Consider the following 17,290-nt stretch of genomic DNA (forward strand, 5'->3'; position numbering starts at 1 on the left):
CAGCCGATATCTCGGCCGTGTAACCGACGGTTCTGCTCGGAACGAACGTGAGGGGCGGTATTGCCGCTTCCGGATTCGCGGCTTGCACGGAGAGGAGAGCCCCATGACCCGTCTCACGGCCAAGGACTTTCAGCCCGAATTGCTCGAACTCTACGACTACTATGTCCATGGCAGGATCACGAAGCGCGAGTTCCTCGACCGCGCCGGCACATTCGCGGTCGCCGGGCTGAGCGCGGCGGCCATCCTGGCATCGCTGAGCCCGAATTACGCGCTGGCGCAGCAGGTCGAGTTCACCGATCCCGACATCGTCCCGGAATACATCACCTATCCGTCGCCCAAAGGGCACGGCGAGGTGCGCGGCTATCTGGTCCGTCCCGCCAAGGCCTCGGGCCGGGTGCCGGGCGTGGTTGTCGTCCACGAGAACCGGGGCCTCAACCCCTATATCGAGGACGTGGCGCGGCGCCTGGCCAAGGCCGGCTTCGTCGCGCTCGCCCCCGACGGGCTGAGCTCGGTCGGCGGCTATCCCGGCAACGACGACAAGGGACGCGAGCTGCAGCAGAAGGTCGATCCCACAAAGCTGATGAACGACTTCTTCGCCGCGGTCGAGTTCCTGATGCAGAGCGAGCTGACGACCGGAAAGGTCGGCATCATCGGCTTCTGCTATGGCGGCGGCGTCGCCAATGCCGCGGCCGTCGCCTATCCGGAGCTGGCTGCCGCCGTGCCGTTCTACGGCCGGCAGCCGAAACCGGAGGACGTGCAGCGGATCAAGGCGCCGCTGCTGCTGCACTACGCCGAGACGGATGCCAACATCAATGCCGGCTGGCCCGCCTACGAAGCCGCGCTCAAGTCATCGAACAAGACCTACGAGGCCTACATCTATCCGGGGACCAATCACGGCTTCCACAACGACTCCACACCGCGCTACGACGAGGCGGCCGCCAAGCTGGCCTGGGATCGGACGGTTGCTTGGCTCAAGCGCTATCTCGCCTGATGTCCTTGCGGCGCGCCCGCCGCGGATCGCCGGCGGCGTGGCGCGCTCCCGCTCAAGCAGAGGCGCGGCGGACCAGCCGCCACGGCACGTCGAAGATCGTCGGGGCCTCGCCCTCGCGGCCGGTGACGAGGCCGATCAGATGATCGGCGAGGCGGTCGTAGCGGGTGGTCTCGGGGCCGATCGTCGTCAGCGCCGGATGGCCGAACTCGCCCTCCTCGATGTTGCCGCAGCCGATCACCGCGATGTCGCCGGGCACGGAGAGGCCGATCTCTTCGAAGGCGTGGATAGCGGTGACGGCGGCGAGGTCGGATTCGGCGAACAGCGCCGTCGGCCGTTCCGGCAGTGACGCCAGCGCCTTGGCGTTGGCGAAGGCGGCCTTGCGCGCCTCGGCGCCGCCGACCAGGAGCTCCGGCCGCAGCGGCAGCTTCCGCGTGGCGAGGAAGCGGCGATAGGCGGCGAGCCGGCTGCCCTCCGCCGCCTTCTCGTGCAGCATATAGGCGATGCGGCGGTGGCCGGCCTCGTAGAGATGGTCGAGCGCCACCCCGACCGCCTCGGCCGTGTGCTGGCGGACGACGGAGAAGCCGGCCGGCTCCACCGACGGGTGGAAGACCACCGCGGGCCGACCGGCGGCCGCGAGGCGGTCGGCGAACTGCACGACCTCGGCTTCGGACAGGTGCTGCCAGTCGGCGATGACGCCATCGGCCAGGCCGCTCTCGATCTCGCGCACGATCCGGTCCACGCGCTCGGGCGTGTCGCCGGCCGCGATGATGGTGGAGAAGCCGCTCGCCGCCGCCGTGGACTGGACGTCCTGGGCGATGCGGTCGCTGAAGGGCACGCCGAGGCGCGGCAGCAGAAGGCAGATCCGCTCGGCCTGCCGCCGGCGGAGCTGCCGGGCCGTGCGGTTCTGGACGTAGTTGAGCTCCGCCACGGCGTCGAGGATGCGCTGGCGCGCCTCCTGACCGACGAATCTCAGCCGCCTGGCGTCGCCGCTCAGGAAATAGGAGACGGCGGCCGTCGACACCCCGGCGCGACGGGCGACGTCGGCCATGGTCGGCGCCCTCTTCCGTTCGGAACTGCTCTCGTCCATTGCCTCGGCGGTCTGGAGCGGGCGGGCGTCCCTCAGCCCTCGCTCACCAGACCTTCATGCCAATTTCTGTTTTCGACGGGAAGAATCTCGGGCGGCCTCTCCCCGGCCTCCTCGATCAGGGCGAGGAGGCGGCCCCGCAGCGCCGCCCGCGTCTCGGCATGGGCGGGCGCGGCGACGAGGTTACGGAGCTCGTTCGGGTCTTCCTCGAGGTCATAGAGCCGCGCCTCGGCGTAGAGGTCGCTCGCCGGATCGTTCCAGCCGTCCCCGCCCGGCGCCTCGACCTCGTATTTCCAGCGGCGGGTGCGCAGGGCGCGGCCGACATGGTGCTCGCTGATCTGGACGAAGATCTCTTCGCGCGAGGCCTCCCCTCCCCGGATCGCGCCGAGGATCGAGCGGCCCTGCATCGTCCCGGGAATGGCGATCCCGGCGGCGTCGAGCAGGGTCGGCGGCAGGTCGATCAGGCTCACCAGCCCCTCGAAGGCGCCGACATCCGCGAAGCCCGGGCCGTGGAACAGCGTCGGCACCCGGATCGACGCCTCGTGGCAGGAGCGCTTGTACTCGTTGTTGCGGGTCTTGAAGTGGCAGCCATGGTCGGAGGTGAAGAGGATGATCGTGTCCTCCAGAAGGCCCAGGCTGTACAGCGCCTCGACCAGCCGGCCGAACGCCTCGTCAAGGCGCGCGACCATGCCGAGATAGCCGGGGAAATGCGCCGCCGTGCTGCCGCCGAGCGCCGCGAGGTCGCCGGGGACGGCGAGCTTCCGGCGGATCCGCTCCTCGTAGCCGAGCGGGGCCGGGTAGTTGTCCGTCTGGTTCTGGTGGTGCGGCTCGAGGAAGGAGAGGAAGAGGAAGAACGGCGCCTCCTTCGGCGCCGCGATGTAGCGGATCGCCGCGTCGGTCAGCGCGTCCACGCGATAGCCGGGCAGCTTCACCGGTCTGCCGTGATTGTCATGGACGACCGTGTCGAAGGGGCCGGAGGTGAACTCCAGGATGTTGGAGGCGAGCCAGTGGAGGTAGCCGCCGCGCTCCCCGGGCGTCACCGGCTCGGCCGAGCCCAGATGCCATTTGCCGATATAGGCGGTGTCGTAGCCGGCGGCGGCGAAGTGATGCGCCAGAGTCTTCTCCCCCTGCGGCAGCGGGATGCCGTTCCGGTAGCAGCCGGTCGCGGTCGCGTAGCGCCCCGTCTGCAGGACCGAGCGGGCAGGACCGCAGACCGGCTGACAGGTGAAGGAGTTGGCGACGAAGGTGCCGGTCCGGGCCAGGCGGTCGAAATTCGGCGTCAGCTCCAGCGGATTGCCATGGGCGCCGACCGTGTCCCAGCGCTGCTGATCGGTGAAGAAGACGATGACGTTCGGGCGGATCATGAAGTGTGGGGCTCCGGACAGGTCATTTCATGCCCGCCAGCATCACGCTGCGGACGAAGTAGCGCTGGGTGAAGAGGAACAGGAGCAGGCTGGGCACGAACAGGATGACCCCGCCCGTCGCCGTCATGTTCCACTGGGTGAAGAATTCCTGGTTGAAGAGGGTGAGCCCCGTCGTGATCGGCCGCATCTCGGTGGTGTTCACCGCCACCAGCGGCCAGAGAAACTCGTTCCACTGGAAGACGAAGGTGAGGAGCGCCAGGGTGGCCAGCGCCGGCCGCACCTGCGGCAGCACGATCCGCCAATAGACGCCGATCTCCGAGCAGCCGTCGATCCGCGCCGCGTCGATCAGCTCGTCCGGGATCGGGCGCATGAACTGCCGCATCAGGAAGATGCCGTAGGCACTCATGGCGAAGGGCACGATCAGGCCCTGATAGGTGTTGAGCCAGCCCATCCGCGCGGTCAGCACGTAGAGCGGGATCATGCGGATGAAGAAGGGGATCATCAGCGTCGACAGCACCGCGACGAACAGCACGCGCTTGCCCGGGAACTCCAGCTTGGCGAAGACGTAGCCGGCGAGCGGATCGAAGATCAGGTGCAGCAGCGTGATCCCGCCCGCGATGACGACGCTGTTCAGCACGAACCGGGCGAAGGGCGCCTTCTGCCAGATATGGACGTAGTTCGTGAGCTGCAGCGTGTCCGGAAGCAGGATCGGCACGCCGCTGAAGATGTCGGCGTCGCTCTGCAGCGAGAGGGACAGCATGTAGAGGAACGGAAAGATGCAGAGCGCCGCCGCGAGCAGCAGCAGGAGATAGCCGAAGGCCATGTCCCTGTGTGTCATGGCGGCCCTCAATAGCTGACGTCCCGGTTGAACAGCCGGAACTGGACGAAGGTGACCGCCAGGATCAGCAGGAACATCAGGAAGGCGAGCGCCGAGGCGTAGCCGATGTTGAGCTCGAAGAAGGCCGCCTCGAAGACGTGGAGGCTGAACAGCCGCGTCGCATCCGCTGGCCCGCCCTTGGTGATGAGATAGGCCGGCGCCAGCTCTTGGAACTGGGAAATCATGCAGACAACGGCGATGAACAGCGTCGTCGGCGTCAGCAGCGGCCAGGTCACGTGCCGGAACCGCTGGCCGGGCGTCGCGCCGTCGATCGCGGCGGCGTCGTAGAAGTCGGTCGGGATCGACTGCAGGGCCGCGAGATAGATCAGCATCGCGTAGCCGACATCCTTCCAGACCGCGATGGCGATCAGCGTCGGCAGCGCGGTCGCGGGCTCGGTCAGCCAGCTCTGCGTCGGCAAACCGAGATCCGCGAGGAGGCCGTTCAGGATGCCGGTATAGGGATCGAGGATCGCCTGCCACATCAGCGCGACGATCACGAAGGAGATGATGTAGGGGAAGAAGATGATCGCCCGGAACACCGTCCGCCCGGGCAGCGGCTTGTTGAGGAGCAGCGCCAGGCCGAGGCCGATGGCGGTGCTCGCGGCCGTCACCCCCACGGCGAAGGCCAGGGTCACGAAGAGCGAGTGCCGGACCCGATCGTCACCGAGCGCCGAGGTGTAGTTGGCGAGGCCGGCGAAGCGGCTGTCGCCGATCAGCGGCTGGCCGCTGTACAGGCTGGCCCAGAATTCGAGCGCGATCGGATAGAAGAAATAGACGCTGAAGTAGAGGATCGCCGGCGACAGCAGGAGATAGGCCGCGATCGTATGGCGCGCCCGCCGCGTCAGGCGACGGCGCGACCGACTGAGCCCCAGCCAGGGCGCCGCCGCCGTGCCGACGCCCGCCGGCATCGGCCTAGTGGCCCGCCAGGATGGCATTGGCCTCGGCCGCGAATTTCGGCATGGCCTCGGCCGCCGGCACCTCGTTGTAGACGATGTCCTCCAGCGCGCTCTGCAGCAGCTTGTCGATCCGCGCGTGCTTGCCGGTGAGGCGGAGCTCGGCGGTCACGTCCTTGGCGTAGGGAAGGCATTTGGCGAAGCTGCCGATCACCGGGTCGCCCAGCACCTCCGGGTTCTCCGCCCAGGATTTGCGCGGCATGGTCATGCCGGCTTCCTTGGTCGCGGCGAGCTCGGTCTCGAGCGCGACCAGACGCTTCAGCAGATCCCAGGCCTCTTTCGGATGTTTGGCGTCCTTCGGGATCATCAGGCTGACGCCGCCGGCGAAGGTCGCCTGCACCTTGTTCTTCAGCGACGGCGCGACCGCCCATTGGAGCCGCGGATTGCCGGAGCGGATCGGCTTCACGTCCCATGGGCCGGTGACGATCATGGCGACCCGGTTGGCGGTGAACAGCTTCTGCGGCCCCTCGTAATCCGCGCCCGCGACCGGCTTGGTCGCCGCCTTGTCCTTGTGGATCAGGTCGGCCAGGAACTGGATCGCCTCGATCGCCTCCGGGCTGTCGAGCGTGACCTTGTTCGTCGTCGGGTCGTAGTAGCGGACGCCGTTCTGCAGGAACCAGGACCAGTAGTAGCCGATGCTGGGATTGGGCGCGAAGCCGAAGCGGCCGCCGGACGCGGTCGCCTTGGCGACGGCCCGGAACTCCTCCCAGGTCGCGGGCGGCGCGTCGAAGCCCGCCGCCTTCAGCATGTCGACATTGTAGACCAACGTCGCGCAGGTCAGGTGGATCTGGACGCCGTAGACCTGGTCGCCGAGCTTGTTCCGCTCGACCGCATAGGGCTGCCAGTCCGCGGGAAAGCCCATCGCCTGACCGTCCGCGGCGACGAAGTCGTTGAGGGGCGTGAGCAGGCCCTGCTGCCCGAATTCCTGTACCCAGCCGCCGGGCTCGGCGACCAGGTCCGGCGGGTTCTTGGCCGAGAAATCCGCGACCAGCTTGGTGCGCATGTCGGGCCACTGGAACTTCTCCCAGCGCACCGTCCAGCCGGGATGATCGGTCTCGAATTTCTTGATCACGTCGGCATAGGCCTGATAGGCGTGGCCGGCGTTCCAATAGAGCGTCAGCGTCTCGGCCCCCGCCGCGGTCGCCGCCAGGACACCCAGCCCGGCGCCGACGACGAGCGCACTCGTCCTCCACCAGCTCATCCGTCTCCTCCCTAATTGGAGATCCGCCTTCTTGCTCCGAGGCAGCTTTATTAATCGATTAATATGACGGATCGCGAAAGAGCGTCAAGGCGCGACTGGCCGGCGCCGGTCTTGATCGGCGCGCCGCGGCGCTATGGTACTGTGCCGGTCCGGCGAGCATCGGCCGCTCGATTCCGACCGCGACGAGTGGAGGAGCAGCGCCCATGACGACCCTCGACATCGACCATCTGCGCTCCTGGATCGGCCGCGAGGAGGTGGCGGAGGACATCGTCACCGCCGATCTCGTCCGCAAGTTCCGGGCGATGCTCGATCTCCCGGCCGATCCGCCGCGGACCGGGGACGTCGCCCCGCGCCTCCTGCATTTCTGCCTGGCCCAGCCCGCCGCGCCGACCGCCGCGCTCGGCCCCGACGGCCATCCGCAGCGTGGCGGATTCCTGCCGCCGGTCCCGCTGCCGCGCCGGATGTGGGCGGGCGGCAGGGTGACCTTCCACGATGACCTTCGAGTCGGCGACAGCGTGCGGCGCATCTCCCGCATCGCCGATGTCGCGGCCAAGGAAGGCCGCACCGGCCTGCTCTGCTTCGTCACGGTCGACCACGCCATCGAGGCGCACGGCCGGCCCGTGCTGCGGGAACGGCAGGACATCGTCTATCGCGGCCTCGACGGCGGGGCGAAGACGGCGCCTGCCCCAGCAGAGCCCGGCCGCCACCGCCGCCGCATCGAGCCCTCCCCGCCCCTGCTCTTCCGCTACTCCGCCCTGACCTTCAACGGGCACCGCATCCACTACGACCGCCGCTACGTCACCGAGGTCGAAGGCTATCCCGGCCTGATCGTCCACGGGCCGCTGCAGGCGACGCTGCTGTTCAACTTCGCGGCGGAGCTGCGCGGCGCGCCGCCGACACGCTTCGCCTTCCGCAGCCTGTCGCCGCTGTTCGACGACGATGCTTTCCTCCTGCATGCCAGCGAAGACGGCGACGGGCTGAAGCTGTGGTCGGCCCGGGAGAACGGGCCGGTCGCGATGGCGGCGGAGGCCGGCTGGGCATGACGGCACCACCGGCACAGAGCATCGGGAGCGGATCGGCCGGCGGCCGATCCGCGATCCCTCACCAGCAGACGAAGCCGCCGTCGACGATCAGGTCGATGCCGGTGCAGAAGGACGAGGCGGCGCTGGCCAGGAACACCGCAGGCCCCACCAGCTCGTCCACCGTCGCCATCCGGCCCATCGGCGTGTCGCGCTCGAAGATCTTGCGCTGCTCCGCCACCTCGGGCCGCAGGTTCATCGGCGTCAGCGTGTAGCCGGGGCTGATCGCGTTCACCCGCAGGCAGCGATCGGCCCATTCCATCGCCAGGCTCTTGGTCAGGTGGATCACCCCGGCCTTGGAGGTGTTGTAATGCGCCTGCAGCAGGCCGCGGTTGACGATCGAGCCCGACATCGAGGCGATGTTGACGATCGAGCCGCGGCGGCGCGGCAGCATCACCCGCGCCTCCGCCTGGGCCGAGAGGAAGACGCCGGTCAGGTTGATATCCAGCATGCGCTGCCACTGCGCCTCCGGCAGATCCTCCGCCGCCGTGGCGTTGGCGATACCGGCGCAGTTCAGCGCGACCGAGAGCGCCCCGAGCTGGGTTTCGACCGCGTCCACCGCGCGGGCCAGGTCGGCCGCCTGGGTCACGTCGCCGGCCAGGGTCAGCGCCCGGCGGCCCAGCGCCCGGATCCGCCCGGCGGTGTCGGCGAGGCCGGCCTCCGACGCCGGCAGGTCGAAACAGGCGACATCGGCGCCGGCCTCGGCCAGGCCGATCGCGATGCGCTGGCCGATGCCGCTGCCGGCGCCGGTGACGAAGGCGATCTGATCATCGAGCCGGAAGAGCTGCACGTGGTCCTCTTGGTTCAGCGGGTTGCGAGTTCCATCACCGAGACGCGGTTGGCCTGGTCGCGGTCGAGGATTCCCTGGTTGCGGCCACGGGCCAGCACCATCACCCGGTGCGACAGGCCCAGCACCTCGTCGAGGTCGGAGCTGACGACGACCACCGCCATGCCGGAAGCGGCGAGGCCGGCGATCACGTCGTAGATCGCGGCCCGGGCGCCGACATCGATGCCGCGGGTCGGCTCGTCGAGGATGAAGACCCTGGGCTCGCGCGCGATCCATTTCGCGATCACGACCTTCTGCTGGTTGCCGCCGGAGAGATTCCCGGCGCGCTGGCCCGGCGCGCCTTTCACCCCCATCCGCGCGATCAGTTCGGCGGCGAAGCCGCGCACCCGCGCCGGGCTGATCCAGCCGCCAGGCGCGATGCGGTCGAAATTGGCATAAGCGATGTTGTCGGCGATCGAGTGATCCAGCACCACGCCCTGCAGCTTGCGGTCCTCCGGCACCAGCATGACGCCGGCACGGATTGCGTCGGACGGGCCGCGCAGGTCGACCGGCCGGCCGTCCACCGCCACACGGCCGGAAGCGATGGGGTCGGCGCCGACGATGCCGCGCACCAGCTCGGTCCGCCCGGCGCCGACGATGCCGGCGATGCCGAACACCTCGCCCGCGCGCACGGTGAAGCTGATGTCGCGGAAGCCGCCATCGGCGGCGGTGAGGCCCGAGACCTCGAGCCGCGTCCGCTCCTCCGGCACGGACACGGCCGGGAACATCCGGTCGACGCTGCGCCCGACCATCTGCTCGACCAGCGTCTTCACTGGCACCTGCGCCGTCTCGTGGGTGGCGACCAGCCGCCCGTCGCGCAGCACCGCGATGCGGTCGGCGATGCGGGCGATCTCGTCGAGGCGATGGCTGATATAGATGAAGGAGACGCCGTCGCGCTTCAGCCGCTCGATCTGTTGGAACAGCCGCTCCGTCTCCTCGCCACCCAGCGCCGCGGTCGGCTCGTCCAGGATCAGGAGGCGCGAGTTGAGCGTCAGGGCCTTGGCGATCTCGACCTGCTGCTGCGCCGCCACCCGCAGCTCGCGGACCAGCTTCGTCGGGGCGATGTCGAGGCCGAGGCGATGCAACTGCTCGCCAGCCCGGCGGTTCATCTCCGCCCGGTCGATCCGGCCGCCCTTGGTCGGCAGCCGGCCGACGAAGACATTCTCCGCGATCGTCAGCTCCGGCAGCAGCTTCATCTCCTGATGGATCAGGCCGATGCCGGCGGCGATCGCCTCTCCGGGCCGCGTTGGAGCGTAGGGCCGGCCCTGCCAGGTCATGCGGCCGGCGCTGGGCGGCACCAGGCCGGAGATGACCGAGGACAGGGTCGACTTGCCGGCGCCGTTCTCGCCCAGGAGGGCCAGCACCTCGCCCGGCCGGATGTCGAGATCGACATCCTGCAGCACGGTGATGCCGCCATAGGCCTTGCCGATGCCGCGGATGGAGAACCCCTCCGGACTCTCCGCCGCGGCGGCGCGAACGGTCGCCGGGGCCGCCATCAGGGGTGCTTCTCGATGAAGCCGGCGACGTTGTCCTTGGTGGTCAGCGTCGCCTGCTGCAGCTGCTCGGCCGGGACCTTCTTGCCGTCGGCCAGCTCGAGCGCCGACTGCAGCGCCAGCCGGCCCATCTGCTGGGTGGTCTGGGTCATGGTCGCGTCCAGCGTGCCGGCCTGCACCGCCTTGAGGCCGGCGACATCGCCGTCGAAGCCGAAGATCCAGGCCTTGTGGTCGAGATTGGCGACCTTCACCGCCTGGGCGGCCCCCAGAGCCAGCGCGTCGGCCCGGCCGAAGAAGACCGAGATGGTCGGGTCGCGCTGCAGCATATCCTGGGCGATGTTGAAGCCCTCATCCTGCATCCACATGGTGCTGGCCTGCTTGGCCACCATCTTCAGCCCCGGGCACTTGGCCAGCGCCTCGTTGAAGCCCTTGTCGCGGTCCTGCTCCGGCGTGGTGCCGAGCTGGCCCTGGATGATGGCGACATTGCCCTGGCCGCCTGTCACCTTGCAGACGTGCTCGCCCAGCGTGCGGGCGGCGGCGACGCTGTCGGTAGCGATGAAGGTGTCGCCCGGCGCGTCGGCCGGGTTGCGGTCGACCGCGACCACCGGTATGCCGGCGGCCTTGGCCGCCTTCACCGGGACGCTGGCGGCGGTGGCGCCGGCCGGGATGTAGATCAGCGCGTCGATCTGCTGCGTGATCAGGTCCTGGATCTGGCTGACCTGGGTGGCGGAATCGCCCTTGGCGTCGACGGTGACGACCTTGATCCCCTGTTCCTGGGCCGCGGCCTCGACCGACTGCTTGATCTGATTGAAGAAGTCGGCCTGCAGGTTGGCGACGGCCAGGCCGATCACCTTGTCCTCGGCCCAGGCGCTGGAGCCGAGGGCGGTGCCGGCCAACAGCGCCAGGGCGGCGACGGCGATACGGGTCTTCATGGGTCGGTCCTCTCCTGTTGCGACGGTCGTCCCGTCTTTGTGATCCCGGTCAGCGGTTGCGCCGGCCGAGGGTGTCGAAGGTGACGGCGGCGGCGATCACGAGGCCGATCACCACCTGCTGCACGAAGGGCGAGACGCCGAGCAGGTTCAGGCCGTTGCGCAGCACGCCGATGATCAGGACGCCGACCACCGTGCCGCCGATGCTGCCGACGCCGCCCGACAGGCTGGCGCCGCCGATCACGACCGCGGCGATGGTGTCGAGCTCGTAGCCGAGGCCGGCGCTGGGCTGGGACGAGTCGAGCCGCGCCGCCAGCGCCATGCCTGCGATGCCGGCCAACGCCCCGGCCGCGGCATAGACCGCGATCGTCACCCGGCCGACATGGATGCCGGCCAGGCGCGCCACCTCGCGGCTGCCGCCGATGGCGTAGAGATTGCGGCCGCTGGGCCGGAAGGTCAGGTACAGCCAGCTCGCCGCGACCAGCACCAGGAACAGCGCCACAGTCAGCGACAGGAAGCCGAAATGGCGGATGATGGCGAGCGAGGTGAACCAGTCGGGGTAGCCGACGATCTGGGTGCCGTCGGTCAGGATGTTGGCCAGGCCGCGCGCCACCGACATCATGGTCAGGGTGGCGATGAAGGCGGGCAGCCGCGCCAGCGTGATCAGCAGGCCCGAGGCCAAGCCGCACAGCGCGCCGGCGCCGATGCCCAGCAGCAGGGCCAGCGCCATCGGCAGCTCCATGTCGCGCGCCAGCCAGCCCATCACCATCATCGACAGCGCCAGGACCGAGCCGACCGACAGGTCGATGCCGCCGATCACGATCACCGCGGTCATGCCGATGGCGAGGATGCCGAGCACCGTGACCTGGTCGAGCACGTTCAGCGCGTTGCGGACCGACAGGAAATGGTCCGAGGCGAAGGAGAAGATCACGCACAGCAGGACCAGGCCGATCAGCGGGCCCTGGGCGCCGCTGGTCAGGCTGATCCGCGGCAGGATCGTCCTGGGGGCCGGTTGGTCGATGCGCGCTTCCATCCCTGTCGTCCTCTTGCTGTTCACGAGGCGGGGCGGCTCAGCGCCCCGCCGCCTCCGGCGGCACCGCGCCCGAGGCGCGCCGCACCGCCCGCCGCCAGCCGTCCCGCGCCGCCCGGCGCCGGTCGGCCGGCATCGCCGGGGCGAAGCCGTGGCGCTCCCGCGGCAGCGCCGCGAGGTCGCCCCAGGACCAGATCCCGGCGCCGAGGCCGGCCAGATGCGCCGCGCCGAGCGCCGAGAGCTCGGCCGTATCCGACCGCAGCACCTCGCAGCCGGCGAGATCGGCCAGGGCCTGCATCAGCACCGGGTTGCGGGTCGGGCCGCCGTCGACATGAAGCGTCCGGACCTGGCCGACGCTGCGGTCGATGGCCTCGACCACGTCTGCGATCTGGTGCGGGATCGATTCCAGCGCCGCGCGGGCGACCGCGGCGCGTCCGGTGCCGAGGGTGAAGCCAGCCAGGAGGCCGACCGCGTTCAGGTCCCACCAGGGTGCGCCGAGCCCGTTGAATCCCGGCACCAGGAACACGCCGTCGCCGGAGGCATTCGCCGCCAGATCCGCCAGCTCCTGGGTCGACAGGCCCAGCAGCTCCGCCGCCCAGCGCAGCGTCGACCCGGCGGAGCGGATATTGCCTTCGGCGGCCAGCGCCGGCCCGTCGACCGACCAGGCGATGGTCAGGCACAGGCCGGGATCGAGCGTATCGGCGCGGTCGATCAGCGCCATGACCGAGGAGCCGGTGCCCATCGTCGCCTTGATCTGGCCGGGAACGAAGGCGCCGTGGGCGAACAGCGCGGCATGGGAATCGCCCAGCACCGCCGCGACCGGCACGCCGTCCGGCAGCGGGTCGAGGCCACGGACGGACGGGAACGGCCCAATCGAGGACACCACCCGCGGCAGCGCCGCCTCGAGCACGCCGAACAAGTCCATCAGATCGGGGTCCCAGGCGGCGCGGCAGACGTCCAGCAGCTGGGTGCGCGAGGCGTTGCCGGCCTCGGTCACCGCCTCGCCGCCGAAGCGGCTGAGCAGCCAGGCGTCGACGGTGCCGAGGCAGATATCCCCGGACTTCGCGCGGATGCGGTCCGGGTCGAGGCTGTCGAGCAGCCACTTCGCCTTGGCCGCCGAGAACATCGGGTCGAGCGGCAGGCCGCTGCGCTCGCGCGCCAGCCGCTCGGAATCGGGCGAGCGCAGCGCCTCGCACAGCGCGCCGGTGCGCTGGTCCTGCCAGCTGATCAGCGGCGACAGCGCCTCGCCGGTCCGGCGGTCCCACATCAGCAGGGATTCGCGCTGGGTGCTGAAGCCGACCGCGGCGACCGCCTTCGGATCCTGCCCCTCCAGGCAGGCGGCCACGGCCGCGCGGACGCTGTCCCAGATCGCCATCGGATCCTGCTCGACCCAGCCGGGCCGGGGATGCATCTCGCCCAAGGGCGCCGCGCCGCGCGCCGCCACCACGCCCGCGGCATCGACCAGCAGCGCCTTGGTGGAGCTGGTGCCCTGGTCGATGGCGAGGAGCAGCGGCGCCGGCATGGCTCAGCCCACCAGCTCGCGGGCAGCGGCGGCGATGCCGGCCGGGTTCAGCCCGAAATGATCCAGCAGGAAGGCGGTGTCGCCGGTCGGGGCGAAGCCGGTGACGCCGAGGATGCGCATCGGCACCGGATGCGCCTGCGACACGACCTCGGCCACGGCACCGCCCAGGCCGCCCTGCACCACCGCCTCCTCGACGGTGACGATGCGGCCGGTCTCGGCCGCCGCGCGCAGCAACGGCTCGGGGTCCAGCGGCTTGAGTGTGGCGACGTTCAGCACGCGGGCCTCAACCCCCTCCCCCGCCAGAAGCTCCGCCGCCGCCAGCGCCCGCGACACCATGGTGCCGGTCGCCACCAGCGTGACGTCGCCGCCGTCGCGCAGCTGCTGTGTCGCGCCCTCGCCGAACGCGGCGCCGGGTGGCGTCACCTCCGGCACCGGGAAGCGGCCGATGCGCAGGAAGACCGGGCGGCCGGCGCCCGCGGCCCAGCGCACTGCCGCGCGGGTCTGGGCCGGGTCGGCCGGCACCATCACCGTCAGCTCCGGAATCGCCCGGGTCCAGGCCAGATCCTCGATCGAATGATGGGTCGGCCCCAGCTCGCCATAGGCCATGCCCGGGCTCATACCGCACAGCACCATGTGGTGGTGGCTGTAGGCCGCATCGGCCTTGATCTGCTCCAGCGCCCGACCGGTCAGGAAGGGCGAGGCGGCGCAGACGAAGGGCACGAACCCGCCATTGGCCAGGCCGGCGGCGACCCCGACCATGGCCTGCTCGGCGATGCCGACATTGACCAGCCGGTCGGGGAATTCGGCGGCGAAGGCGGTGAGGTTGCTGGAGCCGACGGAGTCGTTGCACACGGCGACGATACGGCGGTCGGTCCGCGCCAGCTCGATCAGCGTCTCGGCGAAGGCCTTGCGGCAGTCGAAGGTGCCGGCCTGGACGACGATATCGGCGCTCATCCCGCCACCTCCGCCAGCGCCTGCTCGATCTGCGCCGGCGTCGGCACCTTGTGGTGCCACTCCACCCGGTCCTCCATGAAGGACACGCCCTTGCCTTTGATCGTGCGGGCGATGACGCAGCGCGGCTTGCCCGCCGGTGCCGCAGTGAAGGCCGACCACAGGGCGGCGTGATCGTGGCCGTCCAGCTCGACCACCTCCCAGCCGAAGGCGCGCCATTTGTCGGCCAGAGGCTCCAGCCGGTTGGTGTCCTCGGTGCGGGCGCCCTGCTGCAGCCGGTTGCGGTCGACAATGGCGGTCAGATTGTCGAGGCCGCGATGGCCGGCGGACATCGCCGCCTCCCAGTTGCTGCCCTCCTGCAGCTCGCCGTCGCCGAGCACGACGAAGGTGCGCCAGGGGGCGCCGGCCAGCCGCGCCGCGACGGCGCAGCCGACGCCGATCGGCAGGCCGTGGCCGAGCGGGCCGGTGTTCGCCTCCACCCCCGGCACCTTGCGCCGGTTCGGGTGGCCGTTCAGCACCGAGAGCGGCGCCATGAAGCTGCCGAGCAGATCCGCCGGGATGAAGCCGCGCAGCGCCAGCGTGCTGTAGAGCGCAGCGGCGCAGTGGCCCTTGCTGAGGATGAGGCGGTCGCGGTCGGGCCGGGCCGGATCGGCAGGATCGAGGTCGAGCACGCCGAAGAACAGCGTCGCCAGGATGTCGGTCACCGACAGGTCGCCGCCGACATGGCCGAGGCCGGCCTGGCCGATCATGCGCAGGACCGAGGCGCGGATCTCCGCCGCCGCCCCGGCCAGGAGGCGCGCCCGCTCGGCCCCGTCCGCCGCGGCGATCCGCGCCGCGTCGGGGACAGCGTCGATGGCGAATGGGGGCTTGGGGTCGAGCACCGCTCCTCCGGTTTGAATAATTATTCATAGTTAGATTTAAATTCATGCTAGCCATGAGTCGGAACCGCGTCAAGCCGATCGGCTCGACGGCGCGTCCTCGAGGCACCAGAGTGGAGGGTTGGGAGGAAATTCTGGGATATGGCGATGATAGCGCGCAGCTTCCGCTTGACCGGACGTCGGACAGCGTCTGAATAATCAAATTACTATGCATAAACTTTCGAATCAGCCGATCGCGCAACCCACCGTCAAGGCAGCGCACCGATGAGCCGCGTCAACGAGCTTCGCCTGATCACCCGGGTGGCGCAGATGTATTACGTCGACGGGCTGAAGCAGTCCGACATCTCGCAGCGGCTGCACATCTCGCAGGCCACGATCTCTCGCCTGCTGAAGCGGGCCGAAGAGGAATCGATCGTCCGGATCACGATCAACGCGCCGCGCGGCACCTATGTCGACCTGGAGACCGGATTGCGCGACCGCTTCGGCCTGACCGAGGCGATCGTCGCCGAATGCGGCGAGGACCGCGAGGAATCGATCCTGGCCGGCATCGGCGACGCCGCGGCGCATTTCCTGGAGACCACGCTGGATCAGGGCGAGGTGATCGGCATCTCGTCCTGGAGCGCGTCGTTGCTGCGCATGGTCGATGCCGTCAACCCGCTGAAGCGGGTGGCGGCGGATCGGGTGGTGCAGATGCTGGGCGGCATGGGCAACCCCGCGGTGCAGGGCCACGCCACACACCTGACCACCCGGCTCGCTCAGCTCACCGGGTCGCAGCCCCAGCTCCTCCCCGCCCCCGGCGTCGCCGGGTCGGCCTCGGCCAAGCGGGCGCTGCTGGCCGACCCCTATGTGCGGGCGACGATGGAGCAGTGGCGGCGCATCACCCTGGCGCTGGTCGGCATCGGCGCGGTCGAGCCGTCGAAGATGCTGGCCAACAGCGGCAACGTCTTCACCGGCGAGGAGCTGGAGGCGGTAGGCAGGGCCGGCGGCGTCGGCGACATCTGCCTGCGCTTCTTCGGCGCCTATGGCGCGCCGGTCCAGACGCCGCTGGACGACCGGGTGATCTCGATGTCGCTGGACGAGATCCGTGCCGTCCCCCGCGTCGTCGGCGTCGCCGGCGGCGCCCGCAAGGTGGCGGCGATCCGCGGCGCCCTCCTCGGCCGGCACATCAACATCCTGATCACCGACCGCTTCACGGCGGAAAAGCTGCTGGCCCAGTCCGACAGCGACTTCGCCCGCTGAGTTTCCTCAAGAAAAAACCAATTCGGGAGAGAGCCCATGCCCCGCTTCACCGACAAGACCGTCGTCATCACCGGCGCCAGCCGCGGCATCGGCGCCGCCATCGCCCGCCGCTTCGCCGCCGAGGGCGCGTCCGTGCTGCTGGCCGCCAACGAGCCCGCCGTGGCCGAGACCGCGGCCCGGATCGAGGCGGATGGCGGCCGCACCGCGTCCTTCATCGCCGACGTCACCGACCCGGCCCAGGTCGCGGCCCTCTACGACGAGGCGGAACGGCGCTTCGGTACGGTCGACATCTCGATCCAGAACGCCGGCGTCATCACCATCGCCCGGATCGAGGACATGACCGAGGCGGAATGGGACAAGGTTCTGGCGGTCAACACCAAGGGCGTCTTCCTGTGCTGCCAGGAGGCGATCCGCCGGATGCGCAAGCACGGCCGCGGCGGCCGGCTGATCAACACCGCCTCCGGCCAGGCGCGGCAGGGCTTCATCTTCACGCCGCACTATGCCGCCTCGAAATTCGGCGTGGTCGGGGTGACCCAGAGCCTGGCCAAGGAGGTGGCGAAGGAAGGCATCACCGTGAACGCCTTCTGCCCCGGCATCATCGACACCGACATGTGGGCCTACAACGACACCGCCTGGGGCAAGCTGCTGGGCGACTACAAGCCGGGCGAGCTGATGGCGGAATGGGTGCGCGGTATCCCGATGGGCCGCGCCGGCACGGGCGAAGACGTGGCCGGCCTGGTCGCCTTCCTGGCCAGCGACGACGCCGCCTATATCACTGGCCAGACCATCAATGTCGATGGCGGCCTGATCATGTCGTAGCGGCGAACGGCAGGCAGCAGTTCCGGCGGAGAGGCCGAAGGCCACGTCGCCGCC

16 protein-coding genes are annotated in these 17,290 nt (G+C 69.9%); 4 read left to right on the forward strand and 12 right to left on the reverse strand.

Going from position 1 to position 17,290, the window contains the following annotated elements; genetic code table 11:
* Nucleotides 1–103 precede the first annotated feature (103 nt).
* Entirely contained in the window at nt 104–991 is an 888-nt protein-coding gene (gene yghX, locus KXR53_RS19025; protein ID WP_437376831.1) for a YghX family hydrolase, read from the forward strand.
* 52 nt (nt 992–1,043) lie between these two features.
* Here the strand turns inward: yghX and KXR53_RS19030 are convergent, their stop codons facing one another.
* The 5 genes from KXR53_RS19030 to KXR53_RS19050 form a co-directional block, all read right to left on the reverse strand.
* Nucleotides 1,044–2,039 (reverse strand): LacI family DNA-binding transcriptional regulator, encoded by a 996-nt coding sequence (locus KXR53_RS19030; protein ID WP_437376832.1) that lies wholly within the window; start codon nt 2,037–2,039, stop codon nt 1,044–1,046.
* A 71-nt stretch (nt 2,040–2,110) separates the two neighbouring features.
* Nucleotides 2,111–3,439 (reverse strand): sulfatase-like hydrolase/transferase, encoded by a 1,329-nt coding sequence (locus KXR53_RS19035; RefSeq protein ID WP_437376833.1) that lies wholly within the window; start codon nt 3,437–3,439, stop codon nt 2,111–2,113.
* Nucleotides 3,440–3,461: 22 nt separating this feature from the next.
* Nucleotides 3,462–4,277, reverse strand: coding sequence for a carbohydrate ABC transporter permease (locus KXR53_RS19040; protein ID WP_437376834.1), 816 nt, complete (start codon nt 4,275–4,277; stop codon nt 3,462–3,464).
* An 8-nt stretch (nt 4,278–4,285) separates the two neighbouring features.
* Nucleotides 4,286–5,224, reverse strand: a complete 939-nt coding sequence (locus tag KXR53_RS19045; RefSeq protein WP_437376835.1) for a carbohydrate ABC transporter permease — start codon at nt 5,222–5,224, stop codon at nt 4,286–4,288.
* A gap of 4 nt (nt 5,225–5,228) precedes the next feature.
* Nucleotides 5,229–6,470 carry an extracellular solute-binding protein gene (locus KXR53_RS19050; protein ID WP_437376836.1) on the reverse strand — a complete coding sequence of 414 codons (1,242 nt, stop codon included), beginning with the start codon at nt 6,468–6,470 and terminating at the stop codon, nt 5,229–5,231.
* Nucleotides 6,471–6,673: 203 nt separating this feature from the next.
* Here KXR53_RS19050 and KXR53_RS19055 point away from each other — a divergent pair, with 203 nt between their 5' ends.
* Nucleotides 6,674–7,513 carry an FAS1-like dehydratase domain-containing protein gene (locus KXR53_RS19055; protein ID WP_437376837.1) on the forward strand — a complete coding sequence of 280 codons (840 nt, stop codon included), beginning with the start codon at nt 6,674–6,676 and terminating at the stop codon, nt 7,511–7,513.
* A gap of 58 nt (nt 7,514–7,571) precedes the next feature.
* Here the strand turns inward: KXR53_RS19055 and KXR53_RS19060 are convergent, their stop codons facing one another.
* The 7 genes from KXR53_RS19060 to KXR53_RS19090 are packed head-to-tail and all read right to left on the reverse strand — an operon-like array spanning nt 7,572 to nt 15,181.
* The gene (locus tag KXR53_RS19060; protein ID WP_437376838.1) at nt 7,572–8,339 is read right to left on the reverse strand and encodes an SDR family oxidoreductase; all 768 of its coding nucleotides are present in this window, start codon (nt 8,337–8,339) and stop codon (nt 7,572–7,574) included.
* A gap of 14 nt (nt 8,340–8,353) precedes the next feature.
* On the reverse strand, nt 8,354–9,871 hold the full coding sequence (locus KXR53_RS19065; RefSeq protein WP_437376839.1) for a sugar ABC transporter ATP-binding protein: 1,518 nt from the start codon (nt 9,869–9,871) through the stop codon (nt 8,354–8,356).
* Nucleotides 9,871–10,800, reverse strand: coding sequence for a sugar ABC transporter substrate-binding protein (locus KXR53_RS19070; RefSeq protein ID WP_437376840.1), 930 nt, complete (start codon nt 10,798–10,800; stop codon nt 9,871–9,873). The genes KXR53_RS19065 and KXR53_RS19070 overlap by 1 nt, the downstream gene beginning before the upstream one ends.
* 49 nt (nt 10,801–10,849) lie before the next feature.
* Nucleotides 10,850–11,830, reverse strand: coding sequence for an ABC transporter permease (locus KXR53_RS19075; protein WP_437376841.1), 981 nt, complete (start codon nt 11,828–11,830; stop codon nt 10,850–10,852).
* A 37-nt stretch (nt 11,831–11,867) separates the two neighbouring features.
* Nucleotides 11,868–13,349, reverse strand: a complete 1,482-nt coding sequence (locus tag KXR53_RS19080) for an FGGY-family carbohydrate kinase (protein WP_437376842.1) — start codon at nt 13,347–13,349, stop codon at nt 11,868–11,870.
* Between the two features lie 3 nt (nt 13,350–13,352).
* Nucleotides 13,353–14,303 carry a transketolase family protein gene (locus KXR53_RS19085; protein ID WP_437376843.1) on the reverse strand — a complete coding sequence of 317 codons (951 nt, stop codon included), beginning with the start codon at nt 14,301–14,303 and terminating at the stop codon, nt 13,353–13,355.
* Nucleotides 14,300–15,181, reverse strand: a complete 882-nt coding sequence (locus KXR53_RS19090) for a transketolase (protein ID WP_437376844.1) — start codon at nt 15,179–15,181, stop codon at nt 14,300–14,302. Before KXR53_RS19090 ends, KXR53_RS19085 begins: the two co-directional genes overlap by 4 nt.
* A gap of 261 nt (nt 15,182–15,442) precedes the next feature.
* On the opposite strand from KXR53_RS19090, the gene KXR53_RS19095 reads away from it, so the two are divergent.
* Both KXR53_RS19095 and KXR53_RS19100 read left to right on the forward strand, forming a co-directional pair.
* A complete protein-coding gene (locus KXR53_RS19095) occupies nt 15,443–16,417 on the forward strand; it encodes a sugar-binding transcriptional regulator (RefSeq protein WP_437376845.1) in 975 nt (324 codons plus the stop codon).
* Nucleotides 16,418–16,453: 36 nt separating this feature from the next.
* Nucleotides 16,454–17,236: a glucose 1-dehydrogenase gene (locus tag KXR53_RS19100; RefSeq protein WP_437376846.1), complete on the forward strand. Its 783-nt coding sequence runs from the start codon at nt 16,454–16,456 to the stop codon at nt 17,234–17,236.
* The last annotated feature ends 54 nt before the right edge of the window (nt 17,237–17,290 follow it).

This window comes from Inquilinus limosus (assembly GCF_051487185.1).
Taxonomy (GTDB): domain Bacteria; phylum Pseudomonadota; class Alphaproteobacteria; order DSM-16000; family Inquilinaceae; genus Inquilinus; species Inquilinus limosus_F.

Excerpts from the sequence above, each read along its gene's own strand:
- KXR53_RS19100 (WP_437376846.1), top strand. The coding sequence starts at position 16,454 with ATGCCCCGCTTCACCGACAAGACCGTCGTCATCACCGGCGCCAGCCGC.
- KXR53_RS19085 (WP_437376843.1), bottom strand. The coding sequence starts at position 14,303 with ATGAGCGCCGATATCGTCGTCCAGGCCGGCACCTTCGACTGCCGCAAG.
- yghX (WP_437376831.1), top strand. The coding sequence starts at position 104 with ATGACCCGTCTCACGGCCAAGGACTTTCAGCCCGAATTGCTCGAACTC.
- KXR53_RS19070 (WP_437376840.1), bottom strand. The coding sequence starts at position 10,800 with ATGAAGACCCGTATCGCCGTCGCCGCCCTGGCGCTGTTGGCCGGCACC.
- KXR53_RS19080 (WP_437376842.1), bottom strand. The coding sequence starts at position 13,349 with ATGCCGGCGCCGCTGCTCCTCGCCATCGACCAGGGCACCAGCTCCACC.
- KXR53_RS19035 (WP_437376833.1), bottom strand. The coding sequence starts at position 3,439 with ATGATCCGCCCGAACGTCATCGTCTTCTTCACCGATCAGCAGCGCTGG.
- KXR53_RS19075 (WP_437376841.1), bottom strand. The coding sequence starts at position 11,830 with ATGGAAGCGCGCATCGACCAACCGGCCCCCAGGACGATCCTGCCGCGG.
- KXR53_RS19095 (WP_437376845.1), top strand. The coding sequence starts at position 15,443 with ATGAGCCGCGTCAACGAGCTTCGCCTGATCACCCGGGTGGCGCAGATG.
- KXR53_RS19040 (WP_437376834.1), bottom strand. The coding sequence starts at position 4,277 with ATGACACACAGGGACATGGCCTTCGGCTATCTCCTGCTGCTGCTCGCG.
- KXR53_RS19045 (WP_437376835.1), bottom strand. The coding sequence starts at position 5,224 with ATGCCGGCGGGCGTCGGCACGGCGGCGGCGCCCTGGCTGGGGCTCAGT.
- KXR53_RS19030 (WP_437376832.1), bottom strand. The coding sequence starts at position 2,039 with ATGGCCGACGTCGCCCGTCGCGCCGGGGTGTCGACGGCCGCCGTCTCC.
- KXR53_RS19050 (WP_437376836.1), bottom strand. The coding sequence starts at position 6,470 with ATGAGCTGGTGGAGGACGAGTGCGCTCGTCGTCGGCGCCGGGCTGGGT.
- KXR53_RS19055 (WP_437376837.1), top strand. The coding sequence starts at position 6,674 with ATGACGACCCTCGACATCGACCATCTGCGCTCCTGGATCGGCCGCGAG.
- KXR53_RS19065 (WP_437376839.1), bottom strand. The coding sequence starts at position 9,871 with ATGGCGGCCCCGGCGACCGTTCGCGCCGCCGCGGCGGAGAGTCCGGAG.